The organism is Sorangium sp. So ce1153 (genome assembly GCF_051521595.1).
Lineage (GTDB): Bacteria > Myxococcota_A > Polyangia > Polyangiales > Polyangiaceae > Sorangium.
The window spans coordinates 3,902,567-3,918,855 of sequence record NZ_CP150361.1 but is presented as its reverse complement, the minus strand read 5'-3'; the positions used below and the strand labels follow the sequence as shown (position 1 = coordinate 3,918,855).

Genomic DNA, 16,289 nt, shown 5'->3' with positions numbered 1-16,289 from the left:
ATCAGAGGTCTTCTTGCCGCGCTGCCCATCCTGTCATCGCCGACTCGCAGCCCTCGCCGCCTGCCCCGCGGACGGCGCCGTGGCGCCGCGCCACGCCGCGCCCATCGATCTCGACGCCGAGATCTCACCGTCGCTCGCGGGCTACCGCGTCGGCCTGCCGCTCGCGGCGGGCGCTTTCTCGGTGATCTGGGGCGCGACGCGGCTGGACGACGGCGCCCCCGCCGCCCTCAAGGTCAGCAGGGCCCACCCGCTGCTCGCGCGCGAGCGCTTCCGCTGCGAGACGTGGGCGCTCGAGCAGCTCGGCCCGCCGGTCTCGCCGCGCCTGCTCCAGAACGGCGTCCTCGAGGACGGCCGCGCGTACATCGCGATGGAGCGGCTCCAGGGCGAGACGCTGGCCGCCCGCCTCGAGGGCCTGCCCGCCGCGCTCGACCTGCGCTCCGCGCTCGACGTCGCGCTCGCCGTGCTGGGCTGCCTGCAGGTGGTCCACGAGCGCGGCCTCGTCCACGTCGACCTCGCGCCCGAGAACATCTTCCTCGAGCCCGGCGGCGGCGTGCGGCTCCTCGACTTCGGCCTCTCGCAGCGCGAGCGCGGCGTCGTCTGCCACCCGGCGGACAGCGCGCTCACCACGCTGGGCACCATGCTGGGAGCGCTCGAGTACGCGTCGCCCGAGCGGCTCCGGGCCGAGCCGATCGACGGGCGCGCGGACCTCTACGCGTTCGGCGCGCTCCTGTTCGAGCTGCTCACGCTGCGGCCGCCGTTCACGGGCGACCGCGCGAGCGTCGCGCACGGCCACCTGAGCCGGCAACCCCCCCGCCCGGGCGAGCTCGCGCCGGTCCCGCCGCCCATCGAGGCCCTGGTCCTCGCCTGCCTCGCCAAGGAGCGGGCGCTCCGCCCGCGCGACGCCGCCAGCCTCCGCGCGGCGCTCGCGGCGGCGGGCGCCGCGGCGCTGGCGCCGGACGGCGACGCCGCCGCGCTCGCCGCGAGCACCGCAGGCGACGACGCGGCCTCGATCTCGACGGACCGGCACGACACCGTCGTGCTCGCCCTCGAGGCCCGCGGCGCCGAGGACGAGGTCCGCGCCGCCGTGGCCCGGCACGAGGGGCACCTGGCGCGGCAGCGCGGCTACCGCTTCGTCGCAATTTTCCCCGGACCGAAGGAGGCGGCCGCCGAGCGCGCGCTGGTCGCCGGGCGGGAGATCGTCGCGTCCGTGGGCGCGCCCCTCGCGATCCACGTGGCGCCGCTGAAGCTCCGGCGCGAGGCGGAGGGCGTCCAGGTCGTCGCCGGGCTGGCCGTCGAGCGGCCCGAGTCGTGGCTGCCCGCGGAGCCTTGGCGCGGGATCGCGCTGAGCGCCGAGCTCGTCACCGCCCACCCCGGCTTCGACGTCGCCGCGGCGAGCGAGGACGGCCGCTACTTCTTCGCGCAGGAGGCCCCCCCGCCGTCGAGCGACCGCGACGCCGCGCGCGCCGCGCCGCCGCTCGTCGGGCGCGCCGAGGCCCTGAGCGCCGTCGAGGAGAGCCGCCGGCGCGCGCTCGCGGGCCTCGGGCCGGGCCTGTGCACGCTCGTCGGCGAGCGCGGCGCCGGCAAGTCGCGGCTCGTCGAGGAGATCGCCGAGGCCAGCCGCCGCGCGCACCCCGGCGCGCTGGTGATCACCCTGCGCGCCGAGCCAGCGCTGCCCGGGCGCGGCGCGCGCGCGGACAGCGGCCGACCCGGGCAGACCGCGGCCGCCCTGCTCGCCCAGGTGCTCAGGGCGGATGAACGCGCGAAAGAAGGCGCCGAGGACGGCGCGGGAGGCGGCGCGCGCGCTGCGCCCCGCGACGCGCGCGCGTTCTGCGTCGAGCGGCTCGGCCAGCCGCTCGGCGGCGAGGTGTGGCCCGCCGTGGCCGCCTGCCTCGGCTGGACGACGGGCGGCACCTCCGACCGGCCGCCGCCAGCGCGCCGCGGCAGCGTGATCCGCGCGCTCGCCGAGGGGCTGCGCCGCCGCGCGGCCGAGCGGCCGGTCGTCGTGATCCTCGACGACGCGCACCTCGCCGACGGCTTCACGCTCGACGCGCTCGAGCTGGCGACGCGCCGCGAGGCGCCGCTCGCGCTCTGGGTGCTCCTCGCCGGCGGGCCCGAGCTCGCGGCGCGGCGCCACGCGCTGAGCGCCCGGAAGAGCGCGCGCGACAACGTCGCGCTCCCGCCGCTCGACGACGCCGCCGGGCTCCTGCTCTGCGCGGAGCTGCTCCGGCCCGCGGAGCCCCCGCCGAGCGCCGCGCTCCGCCGCATCTGCGCCTGGGCCGGCTACAACCCCCGCTGCCTCGTGGAGCTCACCCGGGCGCTGAAGCGCGGGGGCTTCGTGCGGCTGCGGGCGAGGTCGAACAGCTACCAGCTCGCGACCGCCGACCTCGACAAGCTCCCGCCGTCGCCCGCGTGGCAGTGGTTCGCGGCGCGGCAGCTCGAGGCGCTCCCGCCGGAGCTCAACGCGTGCGCCAAGCTCTGCGCCGTGCTCGGCTTCGAGCTCTCCGAGGACGTGGCGGCCGGCGCGCAGCGCTCGCTCGAGCGCGAGGACGCGTCGGCGCGGCCCGACGTCGCGCCCAGCGTCGAGCGCGACGTCGCGCGCAGCCTTCGCGCGCTCGTCGCGCGGGGGATCCTCGCGCCGCGCGACGCCGCCCGGGGCGAGGACACGCCGTGCGGCGGCGCTCGCTATGCGTTCCGGAGCGCGCTCCTGCAGGAGGCGATCTACGCGCTCCTCACGGAGGAGCAGCGCGCGCGCATGCACCGGCACGCGCTCGCCGTCTGGGAGTCGCTGGCCGAGGCGCGGCCGAGGGCGCCGGACCTGCTCGAGCCGATCGCGCGCCACGCCGCGGCGGCCGGGGCGCGCGCCCGGGCGGCGCACGCGTACCTGATCCTCGGCGATCTCCAGCGCGACCGGCACAACAACGCGGTGGCGGACGGCCATTACTCGTCCGCGCTCCTCTGGGCCGACGGCGACGATCAGCGCCAGCGCTACCTCGCGCTCCTCGGCCGCGCGCGCGTGCGCTACCGCGTCCTGCGCACGGGCGAGGCGCTCGACGACATCCGGTCCGCGGGCGCGCTCGCCCGGACGATGAAGGACCCGCGGATGATCGCCGAGGCGCTCCTCGAGGAGGCGACGGCGCTCGACTGGGCCGGCGCCTGGGAGGAGTCGGGGGCGCGCGTCGAGGAGGTGATCCCGCTGCTCGACGTCCGCGAGGGCCACGCGGACGCCGCGCTCGCCGCGCGCTTCGAGGTCGCCGCCGGCCGCTCGGCGTTCCGCAAGGGCAACCTGGACGACGCCCTCGAGCGGCTCACGCGCGGCGTGGAGGTCGTCCGCGAGGCCGACCACGACACGCACGTGATCGGCCTGACGCTCCTCGCCTGCGTCCTCGTGCGGTCCGGCCACCTCGACGAGGCCGAGCAGCGCTTCGACGAGGCCGTGCGCAGCTGCGAGGAGCGCGGCGACAGGGTCCACCTCTGCGCGGCGCTCGTCCGCCGCGCGGAGCTCTGGCCGGCGCTCGACGCCCCGGACCGCGGGATCGCCGACCTCAGGCGCGCGGTCCAGCTCGCCCGGGAGGAGGCCAACGCCTGGGCGGAGCGCGAGGCGACGATCAAGCTCGCGGAGCTCCTGTACCTCTGGGGGCGCGAGGACGAGGCGCTGCCCCTCGTGCGGCAGGTGCGCTTGCTCGACGAGCAGTTCAAGGACCGGCCGGTCTACAGCAGCGCGCTGCTGCTCGCGCGGATCCACGCGATGCGCGACGAGCACGCGGAGGCGAGCCGGCAGCTCCGGTGGCTCCGGGCGCAGGGCGCGGTCGCGGACCTCCCCCACTATGCCCAGGCCCTCCTCGGCGTGATGCAGCTCGCCGTGAAGGACCCGAGGCAGAGCCTGGAGAGCGCGCGCTCGCGGGCGGCGCTCCGGGAGGAGGGGGAGCCGGCCGGCGATCTCGGGAGCGGGCTGAGCGCCGACCAGCGCGTCGAGCTCCTCTACTGGCGGGCGCGCGCGCTGCTCGACGCCGGCCGACCCGACGACGTGGCGCTGCTGCTGTCGCGCATCGCGCCGCTGCTCGCCGAGAGCAGGGCGTGGCGCCCGCGCTTCGCGAAGCTCCGGTCGGGCTACGGGCAGCTCGCCGGCTAGAGCGACAAACGGGTTGAAACCACGAGAAAAGCAGAAATTTCACAGGGAGGCGGGGAGGCGGGGAGGCGGGGAGCGAGAGACGGCAAGAGGGAGAAATTCATTTTTTCTTCCTCCCCGCCTCCCCGCCTCCCTGTGAAATTTCTCCGGGTTCCAACGTGATCGATGTTCTAGCGCCTCGCCTCCCGAGCTCGTCGCGGTTCGGATCGTCCGGGTGACGAGGCGCTCGGCAGCTCGCGGGGCGGGGCGGCCCGTCACCTCGGGTCGATGCGGAGCACCTCCCCCGTGAGCATGACGACATAGAGCTCGCCGGCGGCGTCCTCGCCGAAGGAGGCCGCCGGCAGGCTCGACGCGAGGTCCGCCGTGATCTCCACGTGGTCCCGCACCCGCGATCCGTCCCACCGCAGCGTCCAGAAGCGGTGCGTCCCGTAGTCTCCGTAGACGTACCTGCCCTGGAGGCACGGAATCGCGGAGCCGCGATAGACGTAGCCACCCGTGATCGAGCCGCCCTCTCCGCTCGAGTGGCTGTGCTCCACGACGGGCGCGACGCCGACGCGCGAGCACCCGGCGGAGACGCAGTGATCGCCCTCCATCGTCGGCCAGCCGTAGTTGCGGCGCCCGGTGCGGGCCGGCTCGATGTCGAGCTCCTCCCACGCGTTCTGCCCCACGTCGGCGATGTAGAGATCTCCCGTGCGCCGGTCGAAGCTGATGCGCCACGGGTTGCGCAGGCCGTAGTCCCAGACGAGCGGGTTCACGCCCGCGCCGGAGAGATTGCCGGACGGACCGAGCCCGGTGTCCACGTCGATCCGCAGGATCTTGCCGAGGGGCGACGCGAGGTCCTTCGCCGGAGAGGTCGAGTAGGGCGTGACGGCCGAGTCGCCGACGGACGCGTAGAGATAGCCGTCCGGCCCGAAGGCGAGCGTGCCGCCGGCGTGGTTCCAGCCGCCGTGCTTCGTGTCGAGGAGCTTCCGGACAGGCATGCTCCCCGCCGACGTGTCGGCCACATCGGGGTTCGCGGCGGAGCGGCGGAACTCGGCTATCGTCACATTGCCCCTGGGCGCGGCGGTGTAGAAGAGCCAGAACCGGCCGTTGCTCGCGTAACTGGGGTGGAACGCCATCCCGAGCAGCCCCCCTTCCGCGGTCGGGCTGGGCGTGCACACGAGCGGGTTCGCGCTCGCCGGACGCGACGGCGGACACGAGGTCCCGCCCCGGATATCGAGGAACGGCGTGGACCGGAGGACACCGTCCTTGATGAGGCGGACGACGCCGTCCTTCTCGAGCACGAACATCCTCGACGCGTCGCCCGGCGGGCTCGTGAGGAAGAGGGGCGTCGACATGCCGGACGCGACCGGGGTGAGCTTCAGGCGAGGCACCCCGGTGCACGCGGCGCCCGAGCCGCCGCTGCCCGCGCTCGAGCTGCCGGAGACAGGGGCTCCACCGCCAGCGCCGGTGCCCGCGCTGCCGGTGCCCGGGCTCGCGCCGCCCGCGCCGGCGCTCGCGGTCGTGGTGGTCGCGCTCGCGCTGCTCGCGCCGGTGCCCGCGCTGCCGGTGCTCGCGCTGCTGGTGCTCGCGCTGCCGCTGGCCGCGCCGCTGCTCCCCGCGCCGCTGCTCCCCGCGCCGCTGCTCCCCGCGCCCGCCACCGGCCGCACGCCCTCGATCCAGGCGCGGACCGTCGCGAGCCCCGCCGCGTCGACGACCTCCGACCCGATCGGCGGCATCTGCGCCCGGGTGCCTCGGTGCGCCATCCGGCGCACCACCGCGCTCGAGTCGGGATCGCCGGCCGTGATGCGGTGGACCACGCCGGGCTCCCAGAAGCTGGGCGTCACGCCAACGCCGGTCGCGTACGTGTCGGTGCTCTCCACCGTCGTGTTCGCGGCGAGCAGGCGTGTCCGCAGGGTCGCGACGCCGGTGCTGTTGTGGCAGTTGCCGCAGTTCGCGTGCAGGTAGCCGAGCGCGGCGGCCGCCTTCGCGTCGCCCGGCGGGCGGAACCCCCGCGGCATCGGCACGGTGAGCCACCCGGCGTCGCTCAGCGACCTGATGGTCTCGCCGGACCCGTCGTGGCTCAGCTGCAGCGCGCTGAAGCCGAGGATCCGCTCCGGGAGCTTGCCGTGGCACTCCCAGCAGTCCGCGGTCCGCGGGATGTCGTGCGAGGTCCCGCGCGCGTCCTCGACGCCGTCCTCGACGAGGAACGCGTCGTTCCTCGACGGATCCCACGCGTACGCGGCGAACACCCAGTCGTCGATCCCGGGCCCGAACCGGTGGATGAGCCGCGTCTCCACGGCCACGCCCTCGGCGCGGAACTCCTTCCAGAAGCGGGTCCCCACCGGCAGCGACCAGTGGTCCATGTCGCTCGTGTCGATGGTCGAGCAGCGGGGCAGGTACACGAAGCGCCGCTTGCTCGCCCCGTCCGACCAGAGCTCGTACGCGGGGCGGAACTCGAGCGTGTTCGCCGCGCGCGACCGGGTCGCGATGTCCGCGTAGAGCCCGGTCTCGGAGAGCCGCGCGGGCGGCGTCGGATCGGGCGGCAGCGCGGCCGGATCGGCGCACGGGTCGCCCGCCCAGCTCGTGGCGCCCGTCGAGCTCGACGTGGCGGCGCTCGAGCTCGCGGCGCTCGCGGTGCTCGACGCGCCCGTCGTCGCGCCGACGCACGGAGCGCAGTGCGGCCCCCCGCAGTCGATGCCCGCCTCCAGGCCGTTCATCCGGCCGTCCGAGCAGGTCACGTAGCAGACGTCGAGCCGGGGGCGCTGCTCCACGCTCTCGATCTCGCTGCTCCGCAGGCTGGTGGTGCGCGAGGACGCCTCGTCGAGGAGCACGCCGTGGTTCTGCGCGGTCCCGAGCACCCATGACTGGACGAGCGACGACACGTCCGCCGTGCGGGCGCCGACGCCCGCCTCGGCCGCGATCGTCGCCACGCTCTCCGCGTCGAAGCCGCTGCCGCCGAGGCTGCTCCAGGTGACGGTCCGCTCCTCCCAGGGCGCCGTGACGCGGTAGACGCCGATCGAGCTGCTATCGACCTTGTAAGTCTGATGGAAGCTCAGCGTGGCAGAGGTGACCGTCGCGCCGGTGGGCACGGGCGAGAGGTCGAATCGAACGAGCGACCGGCGCGCGCCGGCGCTCGCGACGGAGCCAGTCGAGAGGTTCGGAGAGGTGGAGTCGTTCCACCCCGCAGCGTTTTGCCACAGTGTCGCATCTCTCACCGTGCCGAGCGTCCCGCGCCGGATCGAGACGCACACGACGCCGTCGGTCGAGAGCGCCGCGGCGGATGTCCCGAGCGCGAGCGAGTCGTCCGCCGCGACGTCGCTGTTGCCGCCGACGCCTTGCTCCTGCTCTCGCTCCGCGCCGGGCCCGGCGCTGCAGCCGAGGGTCGCCGCGGCGGCGCCGGCGAGGATGCCGCGCCTCACGAGGGGATGAACGCTCGAGATCGCCGTCGAGCGGCGGGGGCCACGGCGCGAGCGGCCGGGCGCGAGGGACCGTGGTTTCATACAGCAAGAACCTCCTTGTGGGGTTGACGCGGGGGATCTTCACCCGCGGGTGACGGCGTGCGTGCGCGAGGCGCTCGGTGGCCGAGCGGGATCCACGGGCACACCTCACCGTCGAGGGGCGCCATCACCACATCAATGAGCGTGCCACCGAGCTCATCACAACGCGGCGCGTTGTGCCCGAAGATGCGCAGAGCGCAGCGCTACGCGCCGCAGGCGAGGCACGCGAGATGCGCAAGAGACGCAAGAGACGCAAGAGACGCAAGACGCACACGAGAAACGTGAACGATGAACCATGGCAGTGCGCGCGACGCGCGACGCGCGACGCTATCGAGCGCGAGCGCGAGCGCTCCTGCTTTGCCGCTGGACACCATCCTACATGCGCGCCCGAGATCACGCCGCGCGCCGAAGTAGAGGTTGGATCCAGCGAAGGAGCGGCGTAACATGACAGGTTGTGTCATCCACCGAACCAACGCAGAGCGCGTCGCTGTTCCTCTGCATCACCTTCTTTCCGAGCGAGCGTCTGGCGACGGCGGTGCTAAGGCTGGTGTCCAGCTTCTGCGGCGCGGTGCTGGACGACGCGAATGTGAGCTCGCGGTTCTACATGGCCGCGCACGAGCTCGCCGAGAACATCACCAAGTACTCCACCGGCCCCCGCGTCAGCCTCGAGCTCGCGCTGGAGGAGGACGAGAGGTCGCACATCATGAAGATCCGCGCGCGCAACGAGGCGTCGCCGGAGCGCCTGAGGGAGGTCGAGAAGCGGCTGCTCGACCTCAAGACCGCGAGCGACCCGCTGAAGCACTACGATGAGCTCATCACCGAGACCGCGATGGTCGAGGGCGTCTCTGGCCTCGGCCTGGCGCGCGTCCGCGCCGAGGGCGGGCTCGACGTCGATTACAAGATCGAGGGCAACGAGCTCACGATCATCGCGCACGCCCCGCTCGAGCGGTGGAGGGTGAATGAGCAGCTTAAGGGTTGAGCCCGTCGTCATGGACAGCTTCGGCATCGAGCCGGCGCTCGCCGGCGACCGGCGCGACCAGCTCAGCGTCAAGCTCACCGGGACGGGCGACATGGCGGCGGCCGCGCCGCTCGGCAGCTATTGCAAGGAGCTCCAGGGCGAGGTGAAGCGCCTCTCCCTGGCCGCCGTCGAGTTCGATGTCCGGGCCCTCTACTTCCTCAACTCGAGCTGCCTGAAGGCGTTCATCGCCTTCATCTGCGGGCTCTCCGCCCAGGGGCTCCAGTGCGAGGTGCGGTTCGTGACCGACGCGAGGCTCGCGTGGCAGAAGCGGAGCCTCACGGCCCTCGAGCGCATGTCGCCGAGCACGGTATCGATCACCGAGAAGGTGAACTGAGAGCGACAGGCCATGGCGGCGAAGCGCCCGACGATCGCGCTCGTGACGGACTATCTCACGGGCGAGTACCAGGCCGAGGTGCGCTTCGGGGTCGAGCGCGCCGCCGAGGAGCACGACGTCAACCTCCTCGTCGTCTTCGGGGAGACGCACGCCCGCCCGGGCTACACGATGGTCCCGTCGAACACCATCTACCCGCTCATCGGCGCGGAGACGGTCGACGGCCTGGTCATCGTCTCGTCGGCGCTGACCAATCACCTCGGCATCCAGGGCACCCACGCGTTCTGCCGGTCCTACGCGCCCCTGCCCGTGTGCAGCGTCGGGCTCGCGCTTCCCGGCGTCCCGAGCGTCGTCGTCGACAACGCGAGCGGCGCGGAGACCATCGTCGCGCACATGGTCGACGACCACGCGTGCCAGCGCGTCGCGTACATCAGCGGGCCGGCCAACAACGAGGAGGCGACGCTGCGCGCCGACGCGTACAGGCGGGTGCTCGCGGCGCGCTCGCTCCCCTACGACGAGCGGCTGTTCGTGTTCGGCGACTTCCTGATCGACGGCGGCCGCGGCGCGATGCGCGAGCTCCTCGCCCGCGGGGTCGACTTCGACGCGGTCGTCGCCGGCAACGACCACATGGCGCTCGGCGCGATGGACGCGCTCAAGGCGCACGGCCTCGACATCCCGAACGACGTCCTCGTGTGCGGGTTCGACGACGCCGCCGTCTCGCGCGTCACGAAGCCGTCGCTGACGAGCATCCGCCAGCCGATCAAGCAGCTCGGGGCGCTCGCGCTCCAGACGGTCGTCCGCATGCTCGCCGGCGAGCGCGTCCCGGAGCGCAGCCAGCTGTCCGTCGAGCTCACGCGGCGCGAGTCGTGCGGCTGCGGCTACTACGCGACCCTCCCGCGCGCGCCCTCCGCCGCGCGGAGGCCCGCGGCGGAGGACGCGCGCGGGCTCGCGGCGACGCCGGCCGAGCCGGGCCCGCCCTCGGTGGCCTGGCAGCGGGAGGAGATGGAGCGCTCGCTCGCGAGCGCCGTGACCGTCCCCGGGGCGTCGCGGGCGACCTGGCCCGGCGCGCTGCTCTCGGCGCTCGAGGAGGAGCTCGCGGGGCGGGAGGGGCGCTTCCTGCAAGCGCTCACGGACGTGCTCGACGAGGCGGCGCGCGAGGGCGTCGCCCTCGACCAGTTCCAGGGCGTGGTCACGCTGCTCCGCGCGCGGCTCCGGAGCGCGCCCCAGGGCGCGCAGCACGACGCCGCCGAGCGCCTCTGGCACGCGTGCCGCGCCCTCATCGCCCAGGCGTCGGTGCGCGCGGAGGGCGAGCGGCGCCTCTACCTGCAGGTCGCCTCGGTCAACCTCAGCTGGACGGGCAGGTGCCTGTCGACGTGCCTGAGCCTGCCCCTGCTCAGGCGCACGCTGGCGGCGGAGCTGCCCAGGCTGGCGCTCACGCGCGCCTCGGTGTCCCTCTACGACGACCCGAAGCGCGCCACCCTGACGTCGCTCTTCCTGATGGAGAGCGGCCGCGAGGTGGATCCGCCGCGCGGGAGCTTCCCCACGCGCTGCCTCACCCCGCCCGGCTTCCTGGGCTCCCGCGAGCGCTGGAGCGTGTTCGCGATGCTGATCACGTTCGGCGAGGCGGAGCACTTCGGCATCGCGGTGCTCGGCAGCGGCGCCAACGAGGTGGTCTACGACGCCCTGCGCCTCCAGCTCAGCTCCGCGCTGAAGGCCGTGGCGATGCACCGGGAGATCGTCCGCCAGGTCGAGATCCGCGAGCGGCTGGAGCAGGAGCGGCTCCACCAGGAGAGCGTCGTCGCGGAGCACATCCAGACCAACCTGCTGCCGCCGCTGCTCGCGATCGAGGGGCTCGAGCTCAGCGCGCTCATGAAGCCCGCGGCCGAGGTGGGCGGCGACTACTACGACGTGATCGCGACGCCCGGGGGCGGCTGGCTCGGGATCGGCGACGTCGCGGGGCACGGCCTCGCGGCAGGCCTCGTCATGCTGATGATCCAGAGCATGGTCGCGGCGATGACGCGCGGCGCGCAAGCGACGAGCCCCGCCGAGGTCGTCTCGGCGCTCAACCAGGCGATCTACGACAACGTCCGCAACCGCCTGAGGCGCGACGAGCACGCGACCCTGGTCCTGCTCCGCTACGAGCGCAGCGGGCGCGTGACGTTCGCGGGCGCGCACGACGACCTCATCGTGTGCCGCGCGAGCACGCGGCGCTGCGCGTGCATCCCGAGCTCCGGCATCTGGGTCGGCGCCCTGCCGTCCGTGGGCGCGGCGACGCGCGACGAGGAGTTCCTCCTCGAGGACGGAGACGTCCTCGTGCTCTACAGCGACGGGGTGACGGAGGCGCGCAACGCCCACCAGGAGCAGTTCGGGCTGGAGCGGCTCTGCTCCACGATCGAGGCCGCCCAGGCCGAGCCGGCGGACGCCATCCGCGACCGGATCCTCAGGGAGGTCGAGAGCTGGTGCCCGAGCCCGGACGACGACGTCACGATCGTCGTGGCGAGGTACCGCGCGCCGACGTGAGGGCCGCCCCCGCGAGGGAGCTGTGCACCGCGGCGATGAAGCGCGGCGGGAAGAGCTCGGGATCGGTGAACCACGACGCCACGCTGCTCACGGCGCTGCGGCTCCCGGAGCGCTCGTCCGCCACGGCCCCGGCCAGCAACCACCCGACGCCGAGGGCGAGCCGGGTCGGCGGCAAGCCCGCCTCGCGCACGAACGACCGGGCGAGCGCGCCGCAGTCCTCGTCTGGCAAGAGCGCGCGCCGGGTGTCGCGCAGCAGATCCGCGGCCTCCAGGAGGCGGCCGTAGGACGCGGCGCGCCTCGGGATCGCGCGGCACAGCGCGCGGTGGAGGACCCGGAGGTGCTGATCCAGCAGCAGGCTGGGCATGCCGCGGTTCGCGAGCAGGCCGGCGAGCCAGCGGATCTGGCGCTCGACGACGGGGCGCGGGTGGGTGGCGAGCGTCACGAGGAACGCGCTGTCGCTCCGGGTGAAGCGCCGCCCGCGCTCGCCGTAGCGGAACCCGTAGTAGGGCGTCAGCTCCAGGGAGAGCTCACCGGCGCGCAGCGCCGCGGCGATCTCGCGCGGATCGCTGGGGAACGGGGTCGAGCCGGCCTCGGGGTTGAGCGGGTGTCCTGCCATCGGAGGGCGTGGAGCGGGGACTGCCGAGCCCGTCAGCCCGTGACGCGCCCCTCGATGATACCCCCGTCCGCCGTGATCGCGACGACGACCTCCGAGTCGACGAACAGCGACACGACGGGGCCGACCCAGGCGTCGTTCTCCCAGACGGCCTCCCACGTCCCGGCCATGGGCGGGATGCCGCCGCGCCGCACCCAGATGCGCCCCGCGCTGCCCGCCCAGGCGCGGCCCTCCGCGTCGACCGTCACCGCCGACAGGGCGCGCCGCGGCTCGATGTTCTCCGTGAAGACGCTCTGCCCGTACCGCCAGACGACGCTCCCCTCCGCGCCGACGGCGACGCCCACGCCGAGGTCGGGCCGCCCGGCGCAGGCGACGAACGCCCGGGCCGGCGGCGCGGGGATGCGCTCCACGTGCCAGTCGAGCGGGGCGTAGAGCGCGACCAGCCCCTCGCCCGTCGTCGACCGGCCGACCAGCATCCACCGCTCGTCCTCGACGCGCGCGACGGCGGCGAGGAGCGCGACGCCCTCGGCCGGCATCGGCCGCAGCCAGCGCTTGGCGATGAACGCGTGCAGCAGCGGCCGCGGATCGTTCTGCGTCGCCGAGACGAGGATGCCCATGTCCTCGAGGTCGCCGCTCAGCGCGACGTGGCTCTGCGGCTCGCCCGGCAGCTGGAAGACGCCCGTGACGCCGCCCGTCGTGTACACCGCGAGCGTCGAGCCGTCGCCGCCGAGCAGCCAGCGGCCGGGCCCGATCCGGTGCACGAAGCGCACGCCCTGCGGGCTCGGGAGGCCGCCGGACGACGCCTCGCTCCAGCCCGTCCCGTTCCAGAAGAGCAGCCCGCTCGTGGCCGCCGCGAGGCACCGGCCGTAGCCGTCCCAGGCCACGCTCCGGATCACGGAGTCGAGGCTCGGGTGGTGGAGCACGCTCCACTGCCACCGCTCGATGACCGTCACCCGCGACGGGGCCTCCCGCAGGGCGCGCGGCGGCTGCGGGCTGATGAGCTCGGCCTCGATGGCGCGGTCCGGGCTCGGGCGATCGGCGGCCCTCGGCTGGCGCGGCGACAGCATCGTCTGGCCGAGCTCCCCCTTGAGCTGCACCGGCGCCTTCAGGTGCGTGGACGGGATCGTCATCGGCGCCATCTCCTCCGGGGCGCGCGCGCGCTGCTCGCTCGCGCCCGCCACGAGCCGCTGCTCCAGCGCGGAGACGGGCGAGGCGGGGCGGAGGTACGGCGACAGCATCGCGGCCACGGCCACGGCCTCCTGGAGGCGCTCCTGCGCCTCGCCCGCGGACGCCCAGCGGAGCGCGAAGTCGATCGACTTGCACGCCTGGTCGTTCCCGCGCAGCGCGGGGTGGAGCCACCGCGTCTCGAGGATGCTCCGGCGCGAGCGCGCCATCGCCGCCATGAGCGCCTGCGCCTGCGACTCCGCGACGATGTACTCCTCGCCCGTGAGCACGAAGAAGATGACGGACGCGAGGTTGAAGATGTCGGTCCAGGGGCCGATGGTGCTCGGATCGGCCGACAGCATCTCCGGCGGCGCGACCCCGGTGTTGCTGACGACGCCGGCCATGATCGTCTCGCGGATGCCCCGCGGCCGCGCCATGCCGAAGTCGCTGATCTTGAACAGCTCCTCGTCGCCGGAGCCGCAGCAGAGGATGCTCTCCGGCGTGAGCTGCCGGTGGATGACGCCCACGTCGTGCACCGCCGACAGGCCGCTCGAGATGCACTCGATCGCGCGCGTCGCGCGCGCCGGATCGAACGCGTGGCCCGTCGCCTGGATCGTCCCCTGCACCCGCTGGCGGAGCGTCACGCCCTGGATGCCGCCGTGCACGTACTCGATCGTGATCCACGGCAGGTCGAGGGTCTTCGCGCCGCGCCGCACCTCGAACGTGCCGGTGTCGATCAGCCGGACGACGAAGGGCGTCGGGGGGACCTGCTCGTTGAGGCGGCCGAGGGACACCGCCTCCTTCTTCACGATCACCGCCGCGGACGGGCCCAGCTGCCGGAAGAGCGACGGCCGCAGCATCTTGACGACCACGGGGGTCTCGCCCTCGGGCGCGGTGCGGACCGCGTAGTACGAGACGAACATCGCCCCGGCCCCGGCGCGCGACACGATCCGGTAGCCGATGCTTGGCGACAGGTCGCTGGGGATCGTTGCACCCTGCAGACCTCCGAGGGCCTCTTCATCGCTGGGTATTGTGAGCACGTGAACGACCATAGCGCACCCGGCGCGCCGTGGAACAACTTGCCGCGGGGGGCCAATGCCGCCGCGGTAGGCGTCGCCCGCACGTCGCCCGCGCGGTGGACGTCGCGCGCGCGCACTGTAAGGCGGCGCGGGCGTCGCGCGTTGCAGGGGCATGAAGATCCAGAGCTCTCTGTCGCGCCGGCTGTGTCTCGCCGGCTTCCTGCTGTCGACCGCGCCCCTGCTCGCCGCCTGCGCGGCGCAGGCGACGCCACCCCAGGCCGCCTCGCCGGACGTCAACACCATCACGGTCGTCGGCCGAGGCGAGGTCAGCGCGAAGCCCGACGTCGCCCGCACCCAGCTGGGCATCGAGGTGCTCGCGCCCACCGTCGACGAGGCGACGAAGACCGCCGCCGCGCGCATGACCGAGATCCTCGGGGCGCTCAGGAAGGCGGGCATCGCCGACAAGGACATCCAGACCAGCAACTACTCCATCCAGCTCGTGCGGCAGTCCGAGCTGCCGCCCTGGATGCCCGTCCCCACCGCACAACCCGTGGCGGTGCAGCCTGCGCAGGCCGCGACCACCGCCGCCGCGGCCGCGCCCGCCGCGGCCACCGCCCCCGCCGCGCCCGCCGCGCGCGGGCCGAAGCCGGCGCAGCCGAAGCCGGCGCAGCCGCCCGCGCCGAAGGCCCCGCCGCCCGCTGACCTGGCGCCGCCCCAGCCGCCTCCGCCGGCGCACTTCTACCGGGTGAGCAACACGGTGACGGCCGTCATCCGCGACCTCGATCAGGTGGGGCCGGTGCTCGACGCCGTCGCGGCCGCCGGCGCGAACAACGTGTGGGGCGTCTCGTTCGGCGTCGACAAGACCGACCCGCTCGAGGCGCAGGCGCGGGAGAAGGCGATCGCGGACGCGCGGGCGCGCGCCGAGGCGCTCGCCCGGCTCCAGGGCGTCTCGCTCGGCCGCGTCGTCGCGATCAGCGAGGTCGTCGAGCAGGGCCACATCTATGCGGCCCGCGCCAGCCTCGAGTCCTCCGCGTACGGCGGCGGCGGCACCCCCGTCTCGCCCGGCGAGGTCCAGTTCGGCACCCAGGTGAAGGTCATCTACGCGCTGGAGAGCGCGCCGGCGACGAGCCCGCGCAAGTGACCTCGCGGCGCGGGCGGTACGCGCGGGGCCGCGCCGGCCGCGCCGGCTCCGCCGAATCCGTCTGAATGCAGCTACATGCGCCGCACGCCGCCCGAGTAGGTAAAGTTCCAGCGTCCGGCCCGGGCCCCGCGCGCTCGGCCCCCGGCTCCACGTCCTCGGCCCCGCACCGCGCCACCATGATCGCTCCGCCCTCTCTGCCCCTCCGCCGCGCCGCCGCCTCCGCGGCGCGCCCCCGCTCCTCCGCCGCGCTCGCTCGCTCGCTCGCGGCGGCGGCGCTCGCCGCGTCGGCCACGGGATGCCTCGTGATCTCGCCGCCGGAGTACGACGAACCCTCGCAGACAGGGCCGGTGCTCACGGCGGTCTTCCCGCCTCAGCACATACCCATCCACATCGTCGGGCCGAGGGTCGTCACGGATCTCGGCGTGACGGTGCTGTCCGAGGACAACGGCGATCCTGTCTTGGTCACCCTCTACATCGATTATGGACGGCGCAGCTTGCGCGAAGAGCCGTACCGGCTGCACACGACGCCGAGGGAGCTCGAGGCCGGGACCATCGCCGACGGGCAGCGTCCCTTCACCATCCCGTGGGACACCTACGAGCTCAACCTCCCGACAGACGGCATGACGCCAGAGAGGGAGTGCCACACCATCACGCTCATGGCATCGCACGACTTCAACGGGTGCATTTGCCCGGCCGACCCGGACGACATGAGCTCGCTCACCTGGCAGGTCATCAACTGCGATCCCAACGAGCCGGGCTGCCCCGCGGCGTGTCCCGCGCTGGACTGCGGCGGCATCGACGCCGCCGAGTGCCTCTTCTGCGATACGCCCGAGTACCATGCCAGCTGCGGCCCCTGACGCCGCGGCGGCGTGGTACAT

The 16,289-nt window shown here is 74.2% G+C and carries 9 protein-coding genes; 6 read left to right on the top strand and 3 right to left on the bottom strand.

Going from position 1 to position 16,289, the window contains the following annotated elements; translation table 11 throughout:
- The first annotated feature begins 79 nt into the window (after nucleotides 1-79).
- Nucleotides 80-4,129: a serine/threonine-protein kinase gene (locus WME85_RS13815; RefSeq protein WP_437838462.1), complete on the top strand. Its 4,050-nt coding sequence runs from the start codon at nucleotides 80-82 to the stop codon at nucleotides 4,127-4,129.
- A 251-nt stretch (nucleotides 4,130-4,380) separates the two neighbouring features.
- On the opposite strand, the gene WME85_RS13810 is transcribed toward WME85_RS13815, so the two are convergent.
- Nucleotides 4,381-7,527, bottom strand: coding sequence for a PQQ-dependent sugar dehydrogenase (locus tag WME85_RS13810; protein ID WP_437838459.1), 3,147 nt, complete (start codon nucleotides 7,525-7,527; stop codon nucleotides 4,381-4,383).
- A gap of 532 nt (nucleotides 7,528-8,059) precedes the next feature.
- On the opposite strand from WME85_RS13810, the gene WME85_RS13805 reads away from it, so the two are divergent.
- From WME85_RS13805 to WME85_RS13795, 3 genes are read left to right on the top strand one after another with little or no spacing between them, the layout of a single operon-like run.
- On the top strand, nucleotides 8,060-8,584 hold the full coding sequence (locus WME85_RS13805) for a hypothetical protein (RefSeq protein ID WP_436616822.1): 525 nt from the start codon (nucleotides 8,060-8,062) through the stop codon (nucleotides 8,582-8,584).
- Nucleotides 8,565-8,957, top strand: a complete 393-nt coding sequence (locus WME85_RS13800) for a hypothetical protein (protein ID WP_437309564.1) — start codon at nucleotides 8,565-8,567, stop codon at nucleotides 8,955-8,957. The genes WME85_RS13805 and WME85_RS13800 overlap by 20 nt, the downstream gene beginning before the upstream one ends.
- A 12-nt stretch (nucleotides 8,958-8,969) precedes the next feature.
- Entirely contained in the window at nucleotides 8,970-11,474 is a 2,505-nt protein-coding gene (locus WME85_RS13795) for a SpoIIE family protein phosphatase (protein ID WP_437838457.1), read from the top strand.
- Here WME85_RS13795 and WME85_RS13790 read toward each other — a convergent pair.
- Complete coding sequence (locus WME85_RS13790) at nucleotides 11,437-12,090, bottom strand: hypothetical protein (RefSeq protein WP_437838455.1); 654 nt, start codon at nucleotides 12,088-12,090, stop codon at nucleotides 11,437-11,439. The two genes, WME85_RS13795 and WME85_RS13790, sit on opposite strands and share 38 nt — an antisense overlap.
- A gap of 32 nt (nucleotides 12,091-12,122) precedes the next feature.
- Complete coding sequence (locus WME85_RS13785) at nucleotides 12,123-14,291, bottom strand: serine/threonine protein kinase (RefSeq protein WP_437838453.1); 2,169 nt, start codon at nucleotides 14,289-14,291, stop codon at nucleotides 12,123-12,125.
- A 151-nt stretch (nucleotides 14,292-14,442) separates the two neighbouring features.
- Between WME85_RS13785 and WME85_RS13780 the strand changes: the two genes are divergently transcribed.
- Nucleotides 14,443-15,411 (top strand): SIMPL domain-containing protein, encoded by a 969-nt coding sequence (locus tag WME85_RS13780; protein WP_437838451.1) that lies wholly within the window; start codon nucleotides 14,443-14,445, stop codon nucleotides 15,409-15,411.
- Between the two features lie 176 nt (nucleotides 15,412-15,587).
- Nucleotides 15,588-16,268 carry a hypothetical protein gene (locus tag WME85_RS13775; RefSeq protein ID WP_437838449.1) on the top strand — a complete coding sequence of 227 codons (681 nt, stop codon included), beginning with the start codon at nucleotides 15,588-15,590 and terminating at the stop codon, nucleotides 16,266-16,268.
- Nucleotides 16,269-16,289: the final 21 nt, after the last annotated feature.

What these genes read in the sequence shown, in the direction of transcription:
- WME85_RS13800 (WP_437309564.1), top strand. Translation starts at nt 8,565, where the DNA reads ATGAGCAGCTTAAGGGTTGAGCCCGTCGTCATGGACAGCTTCGGCATC.
- WME85_RS13780 (WP_437838451.1), top strand. Translation starts at nt 14,443, where the DNA reads ATGAAGATCCAGAGCTCTCTGTCGCGCCGGCTGTGTCTCGCCGGCTTC.
- WME85_RS13795 (WP_437838457.1), top strand. Translation starts at nt 8,970, where the DNA reads ATGGCGGCGAAGCGCCCGACGATCGCGCTCGTGACGGACTATCTCACG.
- WME85_RS13790 (WP_437838455.1), bottom strand. Translation starts at nt 12,090, where the DNA reads ATGGCAGGACACCCGCTCAACCCCGAGGCCGGCTCGACCCCGTTCCCC.
- WME85_RS13775 (WP_437838449.1), top strand. Translation starts at nt 15,588, where the DNA reads ATGATCGCTCCGCCCTCTCTGCCCCTCCGCCGCGCCGCCGCCTCCGCG.